This window comes from Fontibacillus forbon (genome assembly GCF_046559655.1).
GTDB lineage: Bacteria > Bacillota > Bacilli > Paenibacillales > Paenibacillaceae > Fontibacillus.
In genome coordinates this window covers 1,031,912-1,054,749 of record NZ_JBKGFV010000001.1, presented here as the reverse complement: position 1 = coordinate 1,054,749, position 22,838 = coordinate 1,031,912, and the positions used below count along the sequence as shown (strand labels likewise).

Here is a 22,838-nt window from a genome sequence, read left to right as displayed (position 1 = left end):
TGTTACACCTCCATAACGAGCAACTCAGGGTTAGCGAGCAGCTGTTTGATATAGTTCATGAAGTTTTGAGCTGTTGCTCCGTCGATGAGACGGTGGTCGAAGCTGAGGGACAGAGCCATAACCGGAGCGACAACGATCTCGCCGTTCTTAACAACCGGTTTTTCGCTGATGCGGCCTGTACCCAAGATCGCTACCTCAGGGTAGTTGATGATCGGAGTAAAGAACATACCGCCGGCGGAACCGATGTTCGAAATCGAAATCGTGCTGCCCTTCATTTCGTTGGCGGACAGCTTGCCGTCACGGCCGCGGGCTGCCAGATCACGGATAGCGTCGGCGATCATCCAGATGCTCTTGCGGTCGGCATCTTTGATAACCGGTACGATCAAACCGTTATCCGTATCGGTAGCAATCCCGATATCGTAATGTTTCTTGTAAACAATTTCGTTGTTTTCTTCGTCGATCGAAGCGTTCAGCGCCGGGAATTGGCGGGAAGCCGCTACGAGTGCCTTAACGATGAATGGCAGGTAAGTTACTTTGATGCCTTTCTTCTCGGCGATCGGTTTCATGCGAGTACGGAAAGCTACCAATTCCGTAACGTCCACTTCGTCCATGATCGTTACATGCGGAGCTGTGTATGCCGATTTCACCATAGCGTTCGAAATCGCCTTGCGGATACCCTTGAACGGTACGCGTTCTTCTTCTGCGCTTACGCTGGCCGCGGAAGCTGCCGATGCCGCAGGAGCCTTCGCTGCTTCGTCTTTGCCGCTTGCAGCTGCAGGTGCTGCTGCCGCGCCGCCGTTTTTGAATGCTTCCACGTCTTCGCGAGTGATTTTACCAGCGTTGCCTGTGCCGCTTACTTGTGCAATATCAACGCCTTGCTCGCGGGCAAATTTACGTACGCTAGGCGTAGCAAGCACTTCACGGTTTGGAGCAGCAGGTGCTGCCGCGCCGTTTGCGCCGCCTTCTTTCGCATCGGCCGGGCTGGAAGCTGCAGGAGAATCTTGCGTATCGGCTCCGCCCTTAGCCGCATCGGCTTCTTGTGCGTTAGCTTCTTCATGTGCCGGTTCCTGTTCAGGAACATCGCCTTCCGCATCGATGACAGCCACTACTTGGCCTACGCGGAATACGGCGCCGTCGGTACCGAACACTTCGAGCACCGTACCGTTTACCGGACAAGGTACTTCAACGACCGCCTTGTCGTTCTGTACCTCCATCACGATATCTTCGTCTGTAACTTTGTCGCCGGCTTTGATATGCATTTTGATAATTTCGCCTTCATGCAAACCTTCGCCCAGCTCTGGGAAGCGATATTCAAATTTTGCCACCTGGAAGACCTCCTGTTTTCAATAGTTTTAAAAGTAAAAGTCAATTAAAATTCGAGAACTTTGTTTACGCCGTCAATGATGCGGGCCGGAGTAGGAAGCCATTGATCTTCGATTTGCGCGAACGGATAAACGGTATCCGGAGGCGTAATGCGGAGAACCGGCGCTTCCAAATGGAGAATTGCCTTTTCATTGATTTGAGCGATGATTTCGGCAGCCATACCGGCGGATCTTTGTGCTTCTTGCACGACGATTGCGCGGTTTGTTTTCTTGACCGATGCCAGAATCGTATCGATATCCAGCGGTACCAGGGTACGCAAATCGATGACTTCGGCTTTGATGCCTTTTGTTTTTTCAAGTTCTTCCGCAGCTTTTACAGCCGTGTGAACCATCATGCCGTAAGCGATGATCGTCACGTCGGAACCTTCGCGAACCACGTTGGCTTTGCCTAGTTCGACTGTATATTCACCTTCCGGCACTTCGGCGCGGAATGCATGGTACAGGTTAAGATGCTCCATGAAGAATACCGGATCGTTGTCACGGATTGCGGAGATCATGAGGCCTTTGGCATCATACGGGTTCGAAGGGATTACCAGTTTAATACCCGGAGTTTGCGCAATCAAACCTTCCAGGGCGTCCGTATGCAACTCGGCCGCTTTTACGCCGCCGCCATAAGGTGTACGGAACACGATCGGCGCATTATAACGGCCGCCGGAACGGTAACGCATCCGTGCCGCTTGCACCAAAATTTGGTCCAGGGCTTCGAAGATAAAACCGACAAACTGGATTTCGGCAACAGGACGGAATCCTTGAATCCCGAGGCCCACCGCCAAACCGCCGATGGCGGATTCGGCCAGCGGTGTATCGAATACGCGATCTTCGCCGAATTCTTTTTGCAAACCTTCCGTTACGCGGAATACACCGCCGACATTACCTACGTCTTCCCCGAAAAGCAGGACGTTTGGATCCCGATTCAACTCTACGCGCATACCATCGCGGATTGCTTCTTTCATATTCATTTGTGCCATTGCTTCATATCCTCCTCATTAGAACTTCTTCAAGGCTTATTTAAAATCGGCTTTTTGTTCTTCCAGATGTTTAGGCGTTTGTTCGAACATGCTGTCAATCAGACCGGAAACACTCATTTTCTCGGTTTGTTCGGCCTTTTTGATTTGTTCGTTGACTTTTGCCTTAGCTTCCTCTTTAACACGAGCCGTTTCTTCGTCGTTCCAAAGGCCTTTCTTCTCCAGATACTTGGCAAGACGGGCAATCGGATCTTTCTCGCTCCATTGTCCTTCTTCTTCCTTCGTCCGGTATTTGCTTGTATCGTCGGACAAGGAATGCGGACGGAAACGGTAAGTGACCGCTTCGATCAAGGTAGCGCCTTCTCCGTTACGGGCACGTTCGGCCGCTTCTTGAACCGCGCTGATGACCGCAAATACGTCCATCCCGTCGATTTTCACGCCGCGGATCCCGGCAGCAACCGCTTTGTGAGCGATCGAAAGAGCAGCCGTTTGTTTAGAGAATGGAGTTGTGATCGCATAACCGTTATTTTGCACAAAGAAAATAACCGGAAGCTTGAATACTCCAGCATAGTTCAGCGCTTCGTAGAAATCGCCTTCGGACGAACCGCCGTCACCGGTATAAGTAATGGCGACTTGTTTTTGTTTCTTCAATTTGTAACCCATGGCGATCCCCATGGCATGAAGAACTTGAGCGCCGATAATAATTTGAGGCATAAGTACGTTGACGCCTTCCGGAATTTGGCCGCCGTGTTGATGACCGCGGGAATACAGGAATGCTTGATAAAGCGGAAGACCATGCCATACGAGTTGCGGCATATCGCGATAACCCGGGCAGACGAAGTCATTCTTGTCCAAAGCGAATTCACTGCCTACCATCGTAGCTTCTTGTCCGGAAACCGGAGCATAGAAACCGAGGCGTCCTTGACGACCCAGGTTGATGGCACGCTCATCCCAAGTACGGGTAAATACCATACGGTACATTAGTTCTTTCAATTGATCATCTGTCAAGTTCGGGACTTTATCTTTGTTTACAATTTCACCATCCGGCGAAAGGACGGACAAAGCCTCGACTTCCTCCGTATATACTTCATAAGGAATCTTGCTCATTTTCTTCACCTCGACAAAATATTTGATTATCATGTTCCGCTGTTATAGAATTATTATACATCTGTTGTAGTCATTAAGTCAAAGGAATTGCGCTGAAATGACTTAATTATTTATTTTTGTTTGTATAACAGGCGGAACATAATTATGTAACACATTTTCCGTATTGGAAGTGTATGCGTTTACCTCTCCAACGGTTATCTTAACGTAATGAGAGGTCAAAAGCAAAAATAGAACCCCAAGGAGCGTGCCTAAATATGACGGATTCCCGATATTTGAAACGGACGATCATTAGAGAGGAAGTGGAGTGCAACAGCTTGGGAGAAAAACGAAAGTTGCGCATTTACCTGCCTCCCGGCTACAACGAAATTTTGAGTTATCCTGTCGTTTATTGTCAGGACGGGGAAGAATTTTTCAACTTCGGCCGCATCGCCACTCATGCGAACCGGTTGATTCTGGACGAAGGCATCGAACCTTTCATCATCGTCGGCATTGAAGTCGATACTTCCATCCGTACGGAAGAATACGCTCCTTTCGGCAATCGGTTTGAGGCCTACTGCACCTGTATTACTGAAGAAATTATACCCTTTGTCGAGCGCAATTATCCGGTTCGCCGCGAGCCGGACCAGCGGGTGCTTGCCGGGGATTCCCTCGGAGGTTCGTTTTCGCTTCATCTCGCTATGAAAAACCGGCAGCTGTTTTCCAAAATCATCAGTTTATCAGGTGCCTTTTACAATGCATCCCTTGAGCTCATATCTTCCGAGGAGGATTTATCTTATCTTTCCCTCTATATGATTGTAGGTTTACAAGAACAGCAGTACACCACCGATACGGGCACTTACAATTTTGTTGAATTGAATCGCCAGGCCAAGCAATTGCTGGAGGAACGCGGATCCAAAGTTAAGTATTTCGAAAAAGACGGCAAACATCTCTGGGGATTCTGGCAGCAAGAGTTGCCGGATGCGCTTGTTTATTTCCTGAAATAAAAATAAAGAGGATACAGGCCTGAACCAGGCATGTATCCTCTTCTTCTATAGAAGTAAATAACTTTATCCGTTTTCCGACTTCGCACCGATGTTACCGGTTTGAAGCGAACGGCTAGGGAGTTTCCATTTGTAATGGACGGACAGCATCCGGAAGAACACAACCAGAATAAACAGGAGCAAGAGCCCGACGGTAGAAGTAAGAAATCCAAGCCCGATAACAAGTCCGGCAATTATTGCCCACACGGCATATATTTCATCCCTGAGTACGAGCGGCTTCCGTCCGGCTAACAAATCCCGGATGATCCCACCCCCGATTCCGGTCAACACCGCAGCAACCAGTATCGCGCTGATCGGATGCTTCATATCACTCGCATATAATGCCCCTTGTATTGCAAAAGCCGACAAGCCGATGGCGTCAAAAAGCGCCTCCGTCTTCTTCCAATGGTGAATCCAAGGCAGCGGCAGCACGAACGCCACCAGGACGGACAATACCGCCAGCAAAATCAAATCGCCCTGACTCCAAAGCGTCGTTACCGGAACGCCGATCAGCACATTGCGGACGATTCCTCCTCCGAACGCCGTGACGAGTCCCAGGACGAGGACCCCGAGAATGTCGTATTCCTCTTCCATCGCCACAAACGCCCCCGACATAGCGAAGGCGATTGTTCCTATAATACTGAATATATCGAATAAATGCATTCCCTTGCTCCCCTGCCCTCTCTCTTCTGATGATGTGTCCATTGTATTCCCGACAGCTTCAATTGTGCAAGCCTAAAAACTGAACTATACTGGTAATAACCGGGTTTTTGAACAGAAAGGGAGTAATTGCATGGAAAGAAATCGAGTGCTAATTTTTGCCGGCGGTAATATTGACCCTGTTTTCTTAAAGGATATCAGGCAGGATGATATGATTATCGGCGCTGATCGAGGAGCATTATTTCTTGTGGAACATGGAATCTCCCCCGACATTTCGGTCGGGGATTTCGACTCCGTCAGTCCCGAGGAACTGGATCATATTAAAAACAGCAGTAAAGAAATGATCGCTTGCGATGCTGTTAACAAAGACCTGACCGACACCGAGTTAGCATTCGATCTGGCGATCGAACGGCACGCCACCGAAATCGTAATGATCGGCGTACTTGGTTCAAGACTCGACCATTCTCTAGCCAATATACAGATGATGCTCCGGGGGATGCAGCATCAAATCACGAGCGTAATTTGGGATACCCACAACTATGTAACGCTCACCGGAACGAGCTGCGAAGTCGAAGACCGGGGCTATACTTACGTATCCCTGCTCCCGCTAACACCTGAAGTCACCGGTATTCATCTGGAAGGGTTCATGTACCCGCTGGAGAATGCGACGCTGAAAATGGGTCAATCCCTCGCTATCAGCAATCGGCTAATCGATAAAAAAGGAACCATCCGGATCGAAAGCGGTCTGCTGCTCATCATTCAGAGTAAAGATTAAGAAACAAAAGGGGGTATAAATAAAACATTTTTGTAACCTCTTTGTTACGACTTGGTTACCATACAAAACATGAAAGAACCCTTGATTTTTCAAGGGTTCTTTCATGTTTCTTTACATTGGTAAATCTAAATTTCTTACTTTTTTGTAAACTTTAATCGTTTTTTAATAATTGCAGCCAAACCCTTGCGTACCAAGACATTGAGCAGTGCCTGCCAACATTTAGGAAGTTTTAAACCTGTTATACTTCATTTCGAACCGGTCAACTAAAACAAGAACTTTGGAGGTAAACACAACATGAGAATGCAACACCTTTTCCAAAAAGTATTGACGGTAGGTATCGTCTCGACTATCGGATTCAGCACCCTGCTCGCCAGCGGCGCTGGAGCTGCACCGGCCCAAGCAGCAGAAAGTGTAGCAACTTCTAAAGGAACCCAAGTCGTAAACTACGGTAAAAAATACATGGGCACTCCTTACAAATTCGGCGCATCAACATCAACTACGAGAGTATTCGACTGCTCGTCCTTTATGAAGCACATCTTCAAAAAATATGGTGTGAATCTTCCGCGGACTTCTTCCGCTCAATCGAAAGTTGGACATGCCGTTTCCAAATCGAATCTTAAAGCCGGCGATCTCGTGTTCTTCTCGAGCGGCAGCCGCGCTAACGGCAGAAACGTTACTCATGTAGCTGTTTACATGGGCAACGGTAAAATTTTGCACACGTACGGCAAACCGGGCGTTACGATTTCCAACCTTAACTCCGGTACATGGAAAAAAACGTACCTGAAAGCTCGTCGCGTACTTTAATCAACGAATGAACTAATTTTACGTCTTCTATTAAAAATAACCCGATAGCCTCTCTATCGGGTTATTTTTTTTTTATATCTTACTGGATTAAATATCCGGTTCCCCTCACCGTATGAATCAGTTTGCGTGACCTCCCTTTGTCGACTTTTTTTCTTAGGTGGCGAATATAAACGTCCACAACATTGGTCCCGGTCGAAAAATCATAACCCCAAACTTCCTGAAGAATGGCTTCCCGCTGGCAAACCTGTTCCGCACGCTTCACCAGATACCGGAGCAAATCGAACTCTTTGGGGGTGAGCTTGATCAGTTCATTCCCGCGATACGCTCTGCGTCCTTTCAATTCAATGCGGAGGTCTTCATAGGTCAGTTCCGTCAGATAACCGTCGGCAAACCGCCTGAAGAGGCGAATCAAGCTACGGATCCGGGCTTCCAGTTCCTGAAATGGAATAGAATCGCCAACCACCTCATTGACGCCTGCCTCCAGTGCGGCCACTACCTCATCGGTATGCCATTCCCGTAATAGTACTATGACGGGGAAAGGAAGAGCCTCACCCGTTTTTTCCATTAACTCAAAAACAACCCGGCTATGCGTTTCCGGACTCAATACCAGGATCCCCGGGATATCTTCTTCCAACACAACGGCGGCATCCTCAATTTCGCGGAATAGAGTAACCTCAAAACCAGCCTGCTCCAATAGGAGTTTTCTTTGGGAGCCCGCGGCTTCATCTTTTTGCACCAGCAGCACGCTATCCTTCATGTCTTTCCCGCCTCTGCCCTGTAATCTCCGATCCATCGTACTCTTAAGATGGTCAAAATAAAAACAAACCATTCCGCAACATGCGCGAATGGTTTGCTTAATTAGTCCGGACAAAAATGCGGAATGATCAATTAACCCATATACCTGTCATACATCGCTTTGGCTTCTGCTATATCTTTCGTCCCGTGAATCAGCGCTCTTCCGTCCTCAAAGAGAACCATCCTTTGCTCGCCCATCGAAAAGGAAAGCAGAAAAGGATTGCATTCCACCTTCCCTTCGGACAGCCGTTCCAGCTTCGCGGCAATTTCCGGAAGTTGCAGCTTTCGTTTGAAGGCAGGCCGGATCTGAACGGTGTTTCTCCCGCAAAGCACCTCCGATTTGCGGGTATTGGCCGCCGACAAGAACGGAAACGTACGGTGTCTTCCGCAAGACAAGCAGTCCTCCCGTTTGGCGGCGCCTACCTTCATTGAGGTCTGCTCATTCCGCCATAAATCGAAGGTCAGCAAAGTTCCGCGCAGGTTCTCGGCATGACCTGTCAACAATTTCAGTGCTTCCGTAGTCTGATGAGCAACGACCATCTGCACTGCCGGAGGAATAACGCCTACCGTATCGCAGGTATCGCCACCGAGCGGGATCGTGCCCAAAAGGCAATTCAGGCAAGGCGTTTCATCCGGAAGGATCGTATAAGTCATCCCATAACTTCCGACACATCCCCCATAAATCCAAGGTATTCCGTACTTTTGCGATATATCGTTGATCAACAAACGAGTATCGAAGTTGTCCGTGGCATCCATCACCAAATCGGCTTCCTTGGCCAGCGTTTCGATTTCTTCTATAGTTACGTCCATGACATGACATTCTATTTTAATCGTACTGTTGACCGCCCGAAGACGTTCTCCGGCCGCCACGGCTTTCGGCAACCGTTGCAAAGCATCCGCTTCGGTATACAACTGCTGACGTTGCAGATTGCTCCATTCCACATAATCGCGGTCCGCCAGGATCAAACGTCCCACGCCCGCACGGGCAAGGGTTTCTGCGATTCCCGTCCCCAATGCGCCTGCACCGATGATCAGGACGCTCGAATCGGCCAACCTTTGCTGTCCGGCAGGCCCTATCGGCGTAAACAATACCTGGCGGGAATAGCGGTCTTCATATGCACTCATCCCTGCTTCACGATCCTTTCGCGGAATATCTTCTGCGGAATCCGGCTTACCGGATTCACGGCTTGTCTGTTAATCGTTATACAAGAACTTATTCTAGCATAGGAAAGCCTACGGCGAAAAGCCGAATTGCAACCTATGGATCAACCGCTCGGAAACCGGCGATACGTACTTGCTCCCGGCGGTGACCCAGCCATAATAGATCGGTGAAGCTTCCGAGGCTTCAAGGTCAATCGTTACCATATTCCCTTTTTGCGAATGAATAAACGAATAGTCCAAACCTACGGTTACGGCCATCCCTTCACTTACCGCATTATGGGATGAAGCGAGTGCGATCAACGGTAGCGTCGTGATGGCTGATGAAGGGTATGCTTCCTTCAAATAATTCAAGCTTCCGTTGGACAATTCCATCATATAATCGGCATTCAAACAACTATCTTCTATAGCAAGATGCCCCGTTCCTGTCAACTCAAGAAGACAAGGTGCGGGGCACTTTTTATATATCAACAAGCATCAGATTGTCGGATCGGTTATCCATAAAAAATTCCCTACTTCCAATATCAAGGGACTTCTCCCCCGCATACTTGTTCGAAATATCCGGCAGCCGCCGCATCCCTGGCGCTCCTGAACACTTCATCCTGAAGGAATGGCGGCTGGCATTTTTTCTCCGAAGCATACTTGATCCCCGAGACCGGATTCCTTCCGCCGTAAACCTGCTTATTTTTAACCAGTCTTCCCCCGCCAAGCGCATAGTTGTTATAATACTTGTTTCCCGCCGGAATTCCTTGCAGGAACACAATGATACCCACGTCGTCGATCGTATTGTTCCAATCTTCCTGCGGGATTACCGGCAACGTAAACGTATACTGAACCCCCAGTTTGCGGGTTACCCGATTATGAGTATTGATGACTTCTCCCAAATCATCCTCTATGCTATGAACAATAACCGATCTTCTTACTTGTTCAAAGGTATCCGCGCTTTGCAGTAACGGGATCGGCAAACTGGAAGCAAGGGTATCACGCAATCCGCTCACCGCTTCCCCCGTGACCGGATTGATGGAGGTGATCTGCTGATCCAGCGTAAAAGCAAGGCTGTTTCCTTCAGAATCCCGGTATATGAAGGGTTTTTTGGGCCGCCAGCGGTGCTCCGCGATGAGATTTCCGTCTTCTCCTGTCAACTCTTCCAAAGCATAGATGTAATAACCGTCATAATCGATCACGACAACCGCGGGTATGTAGAGCATCAGCGCTTTAAGCGCTATTGGGTCGTCGATGAGTCCGAAGTTTACGCCTAGCGTGTTCATCAAAGCCGAAAGAGCGGCCTCTTTATCGGCACGCATAAATTTGGCGGATCCGTAACCGGATTCGTAAGCTTGCAGTTCATTCCGGTTCAAGCTAACCCCCGCGTCCTGAGCCGCTGTCCTTAATACGGCAGTATAACGGATTTGTAGTCGATTAGCTTCCCTGAGATATTCCGCATCCCAACTGGTAACCCACAATATCGGTCCCACGATTAGCACAAAGATGACCGCCCAATCAGTAATCTTCATTTAACACCATGCCTCCATAAACTAAACGCTGCGAATGACCGCTCCCGGGGAACAAGCCGGAAATAAATCCGGTTAAGGCATCGAATGCGGTTTGGGAACGCTTCTCCAGGGTTACATTCACGTAGTCGCCGGCTTCCAGCTTATATTTCCGCAAAGCGGAGTTACCCGCCGGTAAAGTTGCCGGATACATCACCTGTAAGAATGCCGTGGTGAAGTAGGAATCGTAAACAACGCTGAAGTCGTCCATAAATGTTGCCGGATCCGCAGGATCTCCATATTCGGGATGATATTTCTTTTGGCGGTGTTCCAACTCAATATCATATATGGTTCCGGTGTATTCCAGTTCGCGGGAAAAATCTTCATACATCTCCGGCGAAAGATAGCCTTTGGTCCGGATGGCGTCCGTAAACTGGACGAGACTGTTGTATGCCGCCAATACCCGAAGGTCCTCCTCCCGTTGAGCCGATTGGATCGCCGGAAACAAGTACAACAGAATGACCGCAAGCAGCGCAGCCGTAATTTTTGATAATGCATTGCTCATGCTCCGCCCCACCTCATCATCTCAAGAAAAAAGACAGCTTTGACATTCGGCCTTGTCCGTCAAGCAAAGAAACCGCCTCGTAAACGCCCTGCAAATCCAGCACGGTTAGCGCAAACCGCAAATCTTGATCATAGGGCTGAGCGGGCTCACTCCCATTTAGATGGGGTACAGGGATTAACGTACCATTAACACTTACCGGTACCCCTTCGGACGCCCACCCCCGCAGCCCGTACAAAATTTCCAGCCCGCTATATGCATTGACGGCTATCCCGCTTTCCACATCAGTTCCAGGTATTCCATCTACCGAAGACAGACTGGCTTTTTGATTCTGAATTACAGGTATAAAACGGTTCGCTGCCGTTTCATAAAGAGAATTGGAATCCAACGTAAACCAGACGGCTCCCAGACATAATGAAACGGAGGTACATAACCACAACATATTTTTCAAACTGCCCAGCATCTCAAACTGCCTGTTCTATGGCGCGACTGTCGTCTGCGTGAAGATCAATCCGCGCACGACATTGGAATTGTCCTTAATGACTGCCGCTTTAAATTTTCCGCTCGGATTCACGTATTCATTCAGCTTTTCGTTCCAGGTGTTTGCGATATTGGCCAGACTGGAGCCGCTAACCGAACCGTATTCCTCGTTGGTCAGTGTCCCGCCTATCCGCAGAATGTCCCCGTACCATTGACCGGTGCTGTTCTTGCCGGTCTTGATTTGAATGCCGAACTCGTCCCGGTCCTTGAATTTTCTCAGGGCATTCGTCACCTGGGATCCGCTCACCGTCGTGTCGTCGTATACGGTAAATGAAGCCTGCGATAGCTCGGTTTGAATATCCGAGAAATTGTTCTGGGCCGTCTTGGTTGCCTCCTGGGCCGAAACAAACAAAATAACGACTATAGTAATCAAGGCGATTGTCAAAAAAATTCCCGCCGCCACCTTAAGCGCGGAAGATGCGTTATTCATAATTTACTTCCTCCTTTTAGATGTGTTGAATTTGCTCAAAATAAATGCCCATTTGCTGAAAGCTCATCCAAATCAACGGAATGACCAGATAGGCAAACACAAGGCAATACATCGGTGCAAACCCGATGAAACGTCCGATGCCTGCTTTATTATCCAACGATTTCTCATAATCGAGCCGCCTCCGTTCAAAATGGTAAGCCATCTCGCTCTCAAGTTCGTCAAAAGCGTCGGAAATCGTGATTTTCTCGGCAGCCAGCAACAGCTTGTCCGCCAACTGACGGAACTCGTCAAGCCCTGCCTCCTCCTTCATTTGCCGCAATGCCTCTTCTCCTCCGTGTCCGTAATGAAGCAGACATTTCTGCAGCGGTATTTTAAAGATCACGGCGTACGAATGCAGCCATTCCAATATTTCCTCGACCGAAATCCGCTCAAGTTCCCGTAAAATGGTAAGCATATTCTGAAACTGGTATACTTCATGCCGCATGTCCATAAGCCGCATTTTCCGTTGAAACATCAAGGCCCATAACGGTACGTAATACCCGATTACTCCACCTGACAGTGCAGACAACAGTTCCCACCATTTCAAATATTCATTGCTCCGCCGCTCCAGCTTGTCTTTGATTCTTTCAACTATTGGGGCAAGCGTACTCTTATCCGGCCGGCTCCCAGTTTCATTCCATGCTTCGGTTATTTTTGCGGCAATCAAGTCATTATCGCTCGCCTTGTTATTTCTGATTTCCTGCATCACCTGCTTGTCCAGTTCGGCTGCCTGAGCAGCCGCCTTTGCATCTTCCTTTGACATAGTGCCGAAAAACACGTAACTGGCCGGGGGTTCATTCATGATCCAGGTGATGCTTTTCCAGTGGAGGTAGTATAAAGTGCCGGACATAACCAACGTGCAGAGCACAAATATGACGATCCGCCTGAGCTGGAAAAATTCGACGCTCAAATGTTGATTCGTATCCTTCAACAACCGTTGCATTTGCTCATAGGCAGCCGAGAAAGGTCTTGGTGTAAACCAAGCGGACAGTTTGCGAACAAAAGTCAAACGGCTTATTTTAACTTCCCACGGCTCCTTGCCAGTCCCTGCGCGGTAAGCCGTTTCTTCCTCTCCCTTCATTTTCTGGAGCAGCATATAGCAAATCAGGATGATCAGAAACAACCCGATTTTTATCAGCACGCCGGCTTTACTCAAATAAAACTGGTCCATAAGCGGAAAGTTTCTCCGCGCCCAAATCTCGATCGGTTTCGTAAAGAAGACCGGCACCAGTGCGATCAGATTCAATCCTTTTAGCAAATAATCGAGCTTGCCGCGACGAATAAGTTCTAACTGAACTTCACCCGAAAGACTGGAAAGACCTCTTAAATAGAGGGAGCCTTTATCTTTTTTGCGGTCCCCGAACTCCATCACCATCCGGGAAATTCCCGCAAAAGCTTTCAAAAAACGATGGGGTGCAGTTTCGTAATATCGTTCCAGCGCTTCGTCCGGTTTTCCGTGACTCAGGGCTTCATGAATCATTGTCGCGTGCAGCGCGATTTCCGGCCGGAGCCCTTCTATCGATTCCTCAATAGCATCGCTTACGATGCCATGTCTGTGATACGAGAGCCGCACAGCGGTGAACAAATCAAGCGTTTGCTCCAGCAGCTTCTTCTCCAACCGGTTTACATACCCGTCAAGCAGCAATCCTTGAATGACGGCCGCGGCGATCAGAAGCGACAAAAGAAAGAACAGCCCGGGATTCATTGCCGTCAGTACGGCGATTACCGATATAAAGGAACCAGCAAGCAAATATACGAATTTCATCGTCTCTCTTCTTAATACAAATTCGTCAAAGACATGAAGAACGGCTATACGAAACCGCACTTTTACCACATAATAACGAAGCGGCGGAATCTTCATCGAAATCGCATATGACCTGAGCAAAATTGCCGTAATTTTGCCACGAATCCATTGAAGAGACGTACGACTTTCTCCGGTAAGTGAAATTCCCTGCCTTTCCTCGCGACTAACCATGTATCGCCCAAAGCCGTATAACAAAACGAAGCCGCAAAGCGAAAGACTTGCGAGGATATAGAGGACATTTTTAAGCTCCAATGGCCTCCCTCCAATTCGCGCCTATAAACTTTTCAAAGTTTGCTGCATCACCGGTCGTCATTTCTCTGATCATTTCATTCACGATTCGTACGGATATCGGCTCAACGGGAACGTACGCACCGTTTCGATATTCGAGTATCACACGCTCCCTGTACCCCTCATCCAAGCGGCAGCATTCCGTGATTCGCTCGATGTATCTGTTTCCGGATGGATCCTTGCAGAGATGAATGTCAAAATCAAGTACACTAGCCACCTGCTGCTCGGCAATTTTTTCATCCCGGAACACGCCGACCTTCAGCAAGGAATTGCGCAATGATTCGATTAAGTCGCGGAACGTTTTCGCATGGTGAGTAAACAGCGTAAACAAACTGGCCACTTGCGCCATCTGCACCATCCACGCCGCGACTTCGTCGGTCGCCACTTCCCCGAGAATATTCACGGTTCCGTCCGTCTTTTTCTGCAAATCCAGACCGGCTTGCCCTGACACGTATTCCGTTTCGCGGAACGTCAAAATATTTCGCGCGGTATACATCCTTCGCAAATGAAGTTCAAATGACATCTCCTGAACCCGCAAAGTATAAGAAGGATAAATATGTTTGACCATAGCCATCAGAAGCGTTGTTTTGCCTGACCCTTGCGAACCCGTAATCGACGTAATCCGGCTCCCCTTCATCAAATACTTCAGCAGCATGATCGGCAAACCGGCATTTCTACCCTGGATCAGTTCTTCCAGTACCGAGTTCTTCACGTCAAACTTGCGGATAAAAAACGCCCAGGTTTCCGCAAATGGCGGGCGCACAACAACAACCCGGGAGCCATCCTTCATTTCATTTACTTTAAACCCGTTAGCCTCGGACAACTGACCCGGCAAATTGAATTTATAAATATTTTGGCATACCCGTTTCAGTTCGGCCTCACTGCCGAAAGACAAAAAAGACAAACGCATACTCTTTCCTTTATAAAAAATCCAGACGCTGTCCCAGGAACGGGATATTTCCCTGCCATCCTGATCCAGTGCAATTTCATGCCAGCCAGCTACGTCTGCCTCCTCCATTTCCCGCCATATAGAGCCGTTCCCCGGAATCCCGCTGACCCCGCCGCTCACGCCATCGATGTCCTGCTCCCGAATCGTATCGATAACCGAGAAGCCTTTATACATTTGATAGACGCGTTGAACGACCAAATCGAGCTTTTCCGGAAAGGACAGCAGGCGATATTCGCGATAGAATACCGTGTCGACATCTTCGGAGTTCATTTCGTAAATCCCGGCCTCCTCCTCACCGGGCAGCTCCTTAAGTTGATCTAGACCATAGTCCTCGATTAATGCGGACAATGCCTGGCATCCATACCTTTTTTCATATAAATAGAGCACGATATCAAACCTGTCCTCCGTCGTAAGCCGCTCCCGATCCTGAAACGGAATAATCCGGTCGATATTCTCCTCCGTAATACCGTACCCTTTCATCAGCAAATCGCGAATGTAGGACTTAACGTATCGCTTATCCTGCTGATCCCCGGATGTGCAGCCTCTAAGCGCTTGCCGTAGCTCAGCCCTTATCTTCACTTTTCTTATCCAGGCTTCTTCACTCATTCCCCACTCATTGGCAGGGTTGCGGCTCAGTTCATGAATTTCGTGCTTCACGTAGGAAATGAGCTCCGGAAAACAATATCGGTCACGACCTTGAGGACGATAAGGAACGTGTTCTCTGGATAAGTTGGATCTTAGCCAGAGAATCACGAGACAAACGGCAACCAGAAGAATGATCCCCAGCGTATTCTCAGTTGGGTTATCTATGGTCAGGCCCCCCTTTTCCCGCTTTGAGTAATCTCTGTCCGGCCGGCTGCAAGCTCAAGCAATCCTTCGCAAAGACTCAGCAAGCTTGGCAGTATTCCGCGTTTCAAAGATCCCTTATGCAACATCAGGCGATGCAGTCGGATATATTTCAGAATGTTCCGATTATTCCAGGCATCCATAAACTCCGTATTATACGGAATGGGGAACATCGGAATTTTGCTTTCAAACCGTCTTCGAATATTCGCCGCTGACCAACGGGACTGAGGGTCATAATGCTGAAGCACAATAGCATCCGCAAGAGGTGAAGCAGGCTGCCCATGAGCGAATTCGTCAAAGAAGCGCTCAAGTTCAAGCCGGTTTTGCCTGAGCGCCACTACACGGATGTGAAGATCAGCGTAATTCGGCGGGTGTTTAGACCGGGTGAAAACCATATCAAAGGCTTGTTCAGCCGCGGAATATAGCAATCGCAGACTCTCCTCGTGCATTGCCGGATTTTTCTTCGCCATAACTCCAAACCCGGAAACAAGATCGAGTTTGTCTTTGATCACCGGATACGTATAATCCGAAAAATTCCCCGGAGTCAACCGCTGATTGGCGGCTAACCGCTGCAATGCATCCATGCCGTATTCCGGTAGCGACTGGATGTCGCCGCCGCGTATATGATCAGGAAAGGAAAAGCCGGCCTCTATGCCGGTACCACCCTGCTCTTCGTTTAAAAGCAATATCCGTCCCGGATAGGCCAGCGCCATGCAAACAGCCCCGGCGGCAGCAAGTTCCGCCGAACCGTCATGCCCGTAATCCCAAAACACTATTCTGCTCATGCCCTCTTCCTTCCCGCTATCCGAAGCGCTTTTTTCGTGAGCGGGCCGCTCCATCCTGCAAGTTCAACGATCAAAGACAGAAGAGCCTTTTTATATGGCCTTGAGATTCGGCCCATACGCAGACTTTGAGCATGCTCATTTTCCATCTGCACAATCGCATTGGTTTCACTCCATGGAATTTGCAAGGCGTCACCGCTCCAGTAAACCGGTAATTGTTCGACATAGCCCATGATATAGTCTGCAGTTAAAAAACTATCAAACGTTCGTATAAAGACAGGCTTTATGGTCAACTCTTTCAATTGCGGCCATCTGAGAAACAAATGCGTAAACCACTCGGCACTGCTCTCTACTTCGTACCGGTCATAGGAGGTAACCCATAATACGGAGTCCGCCTCTTCCCATAAATCTCGAGATCCAAATTGCAGCGTCTCCAGATCATACAGACAATAATCATAGTAAACGGCTTCTCCTTTGCCGATGCTTTCACATATATCAAATCCGCAAAATTCGGTAATCGGCAGAGTCGTCTTTCCGCTTTTGATCAAATACCTGTATTTCCTTCCATCCGTCATATCCACGAGCAACACTCTTTTTCCTAAACCGGACAATACCTTGCAAATATAAAGCAGTAAATCCCGTTTATCGCTCTTGCCGGTAAACAACCAGTTTTTCATCTCGCATCCCCCTATTCCGGTGAACCCATAACAAACTGTTCTTGATCGCCTTCTGCCGAAGATGACTGTCGCTGTAGTGGCTGTGCCGTAACGGAAGATTGCCGGCCGGCAAACTCGGCAGCACTTTGTGCCGAAACCCCGTCAAGATCAGCCTCGAGACCGCTACGCGCCGATTCATTTAATGCATGCTCAGCCCGTTTTATAATATTGGGGTCCTTCTTGATTAATTGCAGCACGGCATCATTTGCCGGGTAAGTCGGAATCGCCTTGGCCTGTAGGCTTGGTTCCACATAGAGCAAGGCATAAATCGACGCTTTATGTATGTACGCATCCACGATAGCACTGGACAAGGACAGGATTTCCGCTTCATTCATCGTCATTGTTACCGTTCCGGATAAAAGCGACTCCACTTTTTTCTTGGACATTAAAATGTAATCCTGCCCTGTAGGAAACTGGATCCGGATATCGACGATATCCTTTTCGCCCAGTGCCCCTGGAAGCTGGATAAACCCCATTTCCCGGTAACGCAAATCAGCCGGAGTAGGCTCCTCTTCATACAACAGCGTTCCGGTCAACAGCGTGTTTGGCGGCAGTCCGAGCTTGAGTATTTTCCCGGCTATCTGCTCCCTGGAATGAAGCCAATCCGCCGGTACGCTCCCTTCCGGAAGTTCAACAGGAACGATATCCTCCATGGTGATCACATGTCCCGCCGGAAGCTCGCGTGCAGGTGCCCACCCCTGGATTTTGCTACGGATAGACGCCTGTTTGAGCGACTGAATTTCCTCCTGCAATTGTTGCTGTACTTCCTTGCTCTCATTCTTCAACTGCCTGGAATGGGCTGCACCATACCCAGTGAAAACCAACCCGGTGACCATTACGCCAAGAAAACCGGTCAAGACCAATTGTTTCGTTTTTTTCCTCATTCTTACCACCTAATCACTTCCTCTCTTGAATTTCCGGTTCCACCTCAAACCGCTTCTTCCTTGCATGACACTCTGCGGAAACAATCCTCCGCACAGCTCGGCAAGCGCAAGCTCCGTCTCCTTCCCCGGTGAAAACGGGTTCCTTTCAACCGGCAAGGCATAAACATTCCTTGAGTTCATGTTCTTCCGAATGCGCCGAACGGCATCCATGTTAGCCAAGGGAACGCAGCACACCCAATTTCGTCTTCCGGACAACGGATTCTCCCCGAATGGCGACAAATCCGTCCGACGCCACTCGGCGGCCGGGCAAACAAGAACCGAAAGGTCTGCTCGCTCGAACTCTTCCAGCAGATCCTTGCGCCTGCCGGAACCGAGATCGTAAATAACGTATTCGCAGTTTCCAGTAATTAAATCAAGCAGTTCTGTCCGAGTTGGTGTCCGGACATAATCAACGCTGCTGAACCGAAACTGCCTCGGCTCGGCTCCCTGCGTAGAGTCCTCACCAGCTAAAAGCGCTATGTTCCGGAAGGCAGCGGACTTCGCGTCCATTTCCACGATGGTGATCCGGCGAGCGTAGCGGGCCAGCGAATGGGCTAAAACGATCGCCGTATGCGTGGCGCCCGCTCCGGGAACTGCCCCCATCACAGCAATTACGATGGAACGGGGATTTCGGCGGAAACCCGCTTGCTTTACGCCTGCTTCATGCAATACGTCCCTTTCGTTGGCATTGAGCGAACGAATGACCGCATCTAGCGCTTCCGCGGTTTCGGCCGCTGAATAAAACCTATTCTCCGGTTTCATTTGAAGCAAACGGGACACAACGGGCTTCAGCGGCAAGAATCCATTTTGAATAAACTCGGCTTGCGACTCCATAGACCACACCGAATATTTGCCTCTCGTACCCAGATGTAATAGTACGGCACCTAGCGAGTACAAGTCCGTCCTGCCGTCAGTTTGACTACCTCCGTACTGCTCAGGTGCGGCAAAACCGATGGTACCGAGTTTTACCGTATCATCCATGCTTTTCTGTTTGTATTTACGCGCAATACCAAAATCAACAAACTTGATTTCGCCCTTCCCGTCGATCAACAGATTGGACGGCTTCAAATCCCGGTGAATGATCGGCGGCCGGAGGCTATGCAAATAATGGAGCCCTTCACAAATTTGCAGGCCATACCGTGCTAACTCCACAGCATTCAACATTTCGCGTTTTCTCAGAACACGCTCGTCCAAATGAACGCCCTCTACATAATCCATGACCAAATAAGAATACCCGCCATCCATTTGAAAAAAATCCGTAATCCTAGGCAGCCGGTGATGATTTAAAGAAATGAGCAAACCGGCTTCTTCCTCCAACCGGACGCCAAGCTCAGGCACAAAGTAACTCTCCTTAACGGCCCAGCGCTTTCCCGGAAGCTTCAGATCCGAAGCGAGATATACCCGGCTCATCCCTCCCTCTCCGATAACCTCATCCATCCTGTACCGGCCCGCCAAAATTCCGCCAACTTCATACTTCGGAATAAACGGCAATCGGACTCCCCCCTTGTAGACGCAAAAAAGGGAAAGTTCCCTAATGTCTCACTCCAGCAAATCAGCTGTAGTCGGACAGGGGATACTTTCCCTTAAGTCGTTGATGTATAATTTTGGAATCAGTATAGAACACAATCCATCAAAATGTAAAGCAATTTTTTCACCATATTTAATTAATCACATTAATATTTAATCATATATAACGTGATTTCATCGCGATTATGAAAAAGCTGCTTTGCCCGCTGGACCTGGAGCCGCGCCTCCTGAAACATCCCGATGACTTCCTGAATCAACGCCATCGGCTTTTTGCTCAATAGCTTCACGGTGACAACTGCGGTTCCTCCCGGAACAAGTGCATATAGCAAATCCGACACCATTCTGGCGGTCAACTTCGGACTCCAGCTCATGTCGCACACCAGCAAATCGAATTGATTATCGCGGAATTTTACGTTGTTCGCATTCTTCTTTAAATGAGTCAAACGCGGCGAAGCAAGCACGTCCGGATGTAATTTGGCTGGATCAACGGCAGTCACCTTAAGTCCTCGTTCAAGCAAAAAGGACGTCCAACCTCCGGGAGCGGCCCCGATATCCAGCGCTTCGTGAAAAGCCGCAAAATCAATGCCGAAGACGGCCTCCGCTTCCAGCAGCTTAAACTTGGCTCTGGAGATTTGTCCCTCTTCACGTTGAAAGCGAATCGCTCCTCCGTTCCAATCGGACAAATTATCCGCGGGCAGCGATACTCCGGCATAGATGCTCTCTTTGGCAGCAAAAACAGAAATGATCAGTTCGGCATTTCTTACCACAAACTCCGCATCCAACTCCCCGATGCCGCTTTGAATGGTATCTTTCAATTCGGCAGCACTGCCTTCCCAAAGGCTTTGCTCGGTTTTTCGAGTCTGTAAGGCCAAGCTTTTGCCGGATAAACGGGAATCATTCAGCAAAAATTGCTGCAACGCTGACATCCAGTCTTCTTGCTGCTCTTGCCCGCCGTGATCATGATTCCCACCATTAAATTCCCATTGAACCGGAAACATATGCCGCAGAAACATAGGTTCAGGATGGCTCAATTCCTGAGCCACCTGCGGGGACGATGCTTGAAGCGTGGCGACAAATACTTCGCCGGACACCAGCACCGTGCTTTTTACCGCTCCAAACCTTCTTCGCAGTTCTTCCTGCGCGTAAGGAGCGAAACCGTGATTAGCCGTACACAAATATCGGCTTACAACCGCCGTTTCCTCACGAATTTCCTGTTCCATCTCGTTGTTCAAACTAGCAACCTCCCGCTTTACGTTCAATCTCATCCAGCCGGTCAAACGGGATCGGCCCGTTGTGCAGGATGACATGCTCCGGCTTATTCTGGTAAAGAATTTCATACATGCTCTTCTTGCCGTACATGCTTGAAGTATGCAAATAAATCTCGCGGGCATACAGGCCTTCGCGCACCATAGCTGCGGCCACATCGGAGCCGGTTTTCTCTCCTGGCCCCATATCGTAGTCCAAAGATAAAATGTCCACTTCCATCGCGCGCAGCAATTCCAGACATTCGTCCATAGATCTGGCTATGGTAAAACCTTGAGGACAACGACGAAAGTCGTCCATATATACATGAATCACAGTTGTTCTTCCTTTCCGCGGTATTTCCAGCACTAGGCTTCCACCCATCGCCTTACCCGTTCTATATCTTCTCTATAAGTTCCATCGTCTCCGGTTTCGCTCTCCAAAATCAATGGTTTTCCTCGTACACCCTTCATTTCCAGCAAACGAAGAAATCCTTTTTCTCCTATATGGCCTTGACCAACCCTGGCATGACGGTCTTTGCGGGAGTGCGCCGGATATTTGGAATCATTTAAATGAATGGCGGCTAGGCCGTCCCAATATCCCAGTTCCCCGGCTTTTGCTTCAAACCGGTCGTCCTGCTCTCCACCCCACATCCCGGCTGCAAAGGCGTGACACGTATCCAGGCAAAATCCGATCTGTGAAGGAGATGCACACAGCTTGCGGATTTGCACCAGTTCCTCCAGAGTCATTCCCATATCACCATGGTCGCCCGCCTGATTTTCGATCAATAATTTCGTATGTCCTTGCCAGCCCCGGAGCACTTCATTTATACATTGTATAATATTTTGGTAACCTTGTAAGGGGTTTCTTTCCTTATATGTGCCAAAATGAACAACAATTCCCACTGATCCGCACGCTTCAGCTATCTCCAGATCGTTGCGCAATGAAAGTACCGTCCGTTCAAACTGTCCGCTCTCTTCCCCCGGATTTGCCGCCAAATTACTGGGGTAAGGCGTGTGGGCTACCGAAAGGATGCCATGTCTTTGGCATAAATCTCTGCATCGCTCGGCATCGCTGCGGTCGAATTTTTTTACGTTCAGGCTGCGGGGATTTTTGGGAAAATACTGAAAAGCCCCGCCTCCCAACCGGTGAGCAGCTTCAGCGGCTTTAAAGAATCCGCCCCGGATGCTCAAATGTCCCCCGACTTTCGCTTCAGCGGTCATGCTGGCAACCCGGACTGTAGAACACTTTCCGTCCGTTCATTTCGGCTTTGACGATGGTGTCGCCGCAGCGGGGGCATACTTCTCCTTCCCGGTCATAAACCCGGCAAAGATCGTTCGAACCGCCGGTCAGCTTATCGTCTTTCGTTAGCGGAAGCTCCATGTAGCCGCCGGCTTCCGTCATCTCGATCAGGACATCCCTCATCGCTCTATATAAACTTGAGTAATCTTCCTGGCTCAGGTTCTGGAGCTTGGCTGTCGGTCTAAGACCTGCGGCATAAGCAATCTCATCCGCATAGCAGTTGCCGATTCCGGCGATGACGTCCTGATTGACCAGAACGGTTTTGAGGCTGCCCCGCCGTTTGCTCAACAGCTTAAAGAAAACATCTTCATTCATTTTACGCCCCAATGGCTCCGGGCCCAAATGGTTCAAAGATTCTTCCGCTTCTTTGGCGCTAAGCAAATGCAAGTATCCAAGCCGCAGGCCGATGAAATAGAGCACGATGTCCGAACCGAACGTAATTTCGATTTGCGTTGTCCGGGACGGACGGTCTTCCCGGCTACCCAAATAGAGAAGCCCCCCCAGCATCAAGTGCAAAATAAGACGCCGCCCGTTGTCCAGATGGAACAACAGATGCTTGGCCCTCCGTTCAACAAAGATCACCTGTCTCCCGGTCAATTCCCGGATAAAGGCTTCCTGGTCCACATTCAGCGACTTCTCCCGGTTTACGATCACTTCAGTGATCGGTTGATCTAAAATATACTTTGAGAGCTGGATTCTATAGTTTTCCATTTCCGGCAATTCCGGCATGGTT

Annotated in this window: 24 protein-coding genes; 3 read left to right on the top strand and 21 right to left on the bottom strand. The window is 49.2% G+C overall.

What is annotated here, in order from left to right; genetic code table 11:
* Positions 1–2: 2 nt before the first annotated feature.
* Genes ACLB09_RS04865 through pdhA form a run of 3 tightly spaced genes read right to left on the bottom strand, consistent with a single transcriptional unit; the run spans position 3 to position 3,454 of the window.
* Positions 3–1,325, bottom strand: coding sequence for a dihydrolipoamide acetyltransferase family protein (locus ACLB09_RS04865; protein WP_410768623.1), 1,323 nt, complete (start codon positions 1,323–1,325; stop codon positions 3–5).
* A gap of 44 nt (positions 1,326–1,369) precedes the next feature.
* Positions 1,370–2,350 carry an alpha-ketoacid dehydrogenase subunit beta gene (locus ACLB09_RS04860; RefSeq protein WP_410768622.1) on the bottom strand — a complete coding sequence of 327 codons (981 nt, stop codon included), beginning with the start codon at positions 2,348–2,350 and terminating at the stop codon, positions 1,370–1,372.
* A gap of 36 nt (positions 2,351–2,386) precedes the next feature.
* Positions 2,387–3,454, bottom strand: a complete 1,068-nt coding sequence (gene pdhA, locus ACLB09_RS04855) for a pyruvate dehydrogenase (acetyl-transferring) E1 component subunit alpha (protein ID WP_410768621.1) — start codon at positions 3,452–3,454, stop codon at positions 2,387–2,389.
* Positions 3,455–3,708: 254 nt separating this feature from the next.
* On the opposite strand from pdhA, the gene ACLB09_RS04850 reads away from it, so the two are divergent.
* Positions 3,709–4,437, top strand: a complete 729-nt coding sequence (locus ACLB09_RS04850; protein WP_410768620.1) for an alpha/beta hydrolase — start codon at positions 3,709–3,711, stop codon at positions 4,435–4,437.
* Positions 4,438–4,500: 63 nt separating this feature from the next.
* Here ACLB09_RS04850 and ACLB09_RS04845 read toward each other — a convergent pair whose 3' ends face one another.
* On the bottom strand, positions 4,501–5,136 hold the full coding sequence (locus ACLB09_RS04845; protein ID WP_410768619.1) for a trimeric intracellular cation channel family protein: 636 nt from the start codon (positions 5,134–5,136) through the stop codon (positions 4,501–4,503).
* Positions 5,137–5,266: 130 nt separating this feature from the next.
* Here ACLB09_RS04845 and ACLB09_RS04840 point away from each other — a divergent pair, with 130 nt between their 5' ends.
* Entirely contained in the window at positions 5,267–5,908 is a 642-nt protein-coding gene (locus ACLB09_RS04840; protein WP_410768618.1) for a thiamine diphosphokinase, read from the top strand.
* A 294-nt stretch (positions 5,909–6,202) separates the two neighbouring features.
* A complete protein-coding gene (locus tag ACLB09_RS04835) occupies positions 6,203–6,712 on the top strand; it encodes a C40 family peptidase (protein WP_410768617.1) in 510 nt (169 codons plus the stop codon).
* Between the two features lie 79 nt (positions 6,713–6,791).
* Here ACLB09_RS04835 and ACLB09_RS04830 read toward each other — a convergent pair whose 3' ends face one another.
* From ACLB09_RS04830 to ACLB09_RS04750, 17 genes are all read right to left on the bottom strand, one after another.
* A complete protein-coding gene (locus tag ACLB09_RS04830; RefSeq protein WP_410768616.1) occupies positions 6,792–7,469 on the bottom strand; it encodes a winged helix-turn-helix domain-containing protein in 678 nt (225 codons plus the stop codon).
* Positions 7,470–7,600: 131 nt separating this feature from the next.
* Entirely contained in the window at positions 7,601–8,632 is a 1,032-nt protein-coding gene (locus ACLB09_RS04825; protein ID WP_410768615.1) for a MoeB/ThiF family adenylyltransferase, read from the bottom strand.
* Positions 8,633–8,740: 108 nt separating this feature from the next.
* Positions 8,741–9,058 carry a hypothetical protein gene (locus ACLB09_RS04820; RefSeq protein WP_410768614.1) on the bottom strand — a complete coding sequence of 106 codons (318 nt, stop codon included), beginning with the start codon at positions 9,056–9,058 and terminating at the stop codon, positions 8,741–8,743.
* 131 nt (positions 9,059–9,189) lie between these two features.
* A complete protein-coding gene (locus tag ACLB09_RS04815) occupies positions 9,190–10,179 on the bottom strand; it encodes a hypothetical protein (RefSeq protein WP_410768613.1) in 990 nt (329 codons plus the stop codon).
* Positions 10,166–10,720: a hypothetical protein gene (locus ACLB09_RS04810; RefSeq protein WP_410768612.1), complete on the bottom strand. Its 555-nt coding sequence runs from the start codon at positions 10,718–10,720 to the stop codon at positions 10,166–10,168. The genes ACLB09_RS04815 and ACLB09_RS04810 overlap by 14 nt, the downstream gene beginning before the upstream one ends.
* Positions 10,721–10,736: 16 nt before the next feature.
* The gene (locus ACLB09_RS04805; RefSeq protein ID WP_410768611.1) at positions 10,737–11,168 is read right to left on the bottom strand and encodes a hypothetical protein; all 432 of its coding nucleotides are present in this window, start codon (positions 11,166–11,168) and stop codon (positions 10,737–10,739) included.
* A gap of 27 nt (positions 11,169–11,195) precedes the next feature.
* Positions 11,196–11,687 (bottom strand): ABC transporter permease, encoded by a 492-nt coding sequence (locus ACLB09_RS04800; protein WP_410768610.1) that lies wholly within the window; start codon positions 11,685–11,687, stop codon positions 11,196–11,198.
* A gap of 16 nt (positions 11,688–11,703) precedes the next feature.
* The gene (locus tag ACLB09_RS04795) at positions 11,704–13,782 is read right to left on the bottom strand and encodes a hypothetical protein (RefSeq protein WP_410768609.1); all 2,079 of its coding nucleotides are present in this window, start codon (positions 13,780–13,782) and stop codon (positions 11,704–11,706) included.
* Positions 13,772–15,424, bottom strand: a complete 1,653-nt coding sequence (locus ACLB09_RS04790) for an ATPase, T2SS/T4P/T4SS family (protein WP_410768608.1) — start codon at positions 15,422–15,424, stop codon at positions 13,772–13,774. Before ACLB09_RS04790 ends, ACLB09_RS04795 begins: the two co-directional genes overlap by 11 nt.
* A gap of 155 nt (positions 15,425–15,579) precedes the next feature.
* Complete coding sequence (locus tag ACLB09_RS04785; protein WP_410768607.1) at positions 15,580–16,398, bottom strand: hypothetical protein; 819 nt, start codon at positions 16,396–16,398, stop codon at positions 15,580–15,582.
* Positions 16,395–17,072 carry a hypothetical protein gene (locus ACLB09_RS04780; protein WP_410768606.1) on the bottom strand — a complete coding sequence of 226 codons (678 nt, stop codon included), beginning with the start codon at positions 17,070–17,072 and terminating at the stop codon, positions 16,395–16,397. Before ACLB09_RS04780 ends, ACLB09_RS04785 begins: the two co-directional genes overlap by 4 nt.
* 11 nt (positions 17,073–17,083) lie before the next feature.
* Positions 17,084–17,995: an SAF domain-containing protein gene (locus tag ACLB09_RS04775; protein WP_410768605.1), complete on the bottom strand. Its 912-nt coding sequence runs from the start codon at positions 17,993–17,995 to the stop codon at positions 17,084–17,086.
* 9 nt (positions 17,996–18,004) lie between these two features.
* On the bottom strand, positions 18,005–19,525 hold the full coding sequence (locus ACLB09_RS04770) for a serine/threonine protein kinase (protein ID WP_410768604.1): 1,521 nt from the start codon (positions 19,523–19,525) through the stop codon (positions 18,005–18,007).
* Between the two features lie 182 nt (positions 19,526–19,707).
* Entirely contained in the window at positions 19,708–20,781 is a 1,074-nt protein-coding gene (locus ACLB09_RS04765; protein ID WP_410769001.1) for an SAM-dependent methyltransferase, read from the bottom strand.
* Positions 20,782–20,794: 13 nt separating this feature from the next.
* Positions 20,795–21,136, bottom strand: a complete 342-nt coding sequence (locus ACLB09_RS04760) for a cyclic-phosphate processing receiver domain-containing protein (RefSeq protein ID WP_410769000.1) — start codon at positions 21,134–21,136, stop codon at positions 20,795–20,797.
* A 35-nt stretch (positions 21,137–21,171) separates the two neighbouring features.
* Positions 21,172–22,026: a deoxyribonuclease IV gene (locus ACLB09_RS04755; protein WP_410768603.1), complete on the bottom strand. Its 855-nt coding sequence runs from the start codon at positions 22,024–22,026 to the stop codon at positions 21,172–21,174.
* Entirely contained in the window at positions 22,016–22,834 is an 819-nt protein-coding gene (locus ACLB09_RS04750) for an Fpg/Nei family DNA glycosylase (protein ID WP_410768602.1), read from the bottom strand. The genes ACLB09_RS04755 and ACLB09_RS04750 overlap by 11 nt, the downstream gene beginning before the upstream one ends.
* Positions 22,835–22,838: the final 4 nt, after the last annotated feature.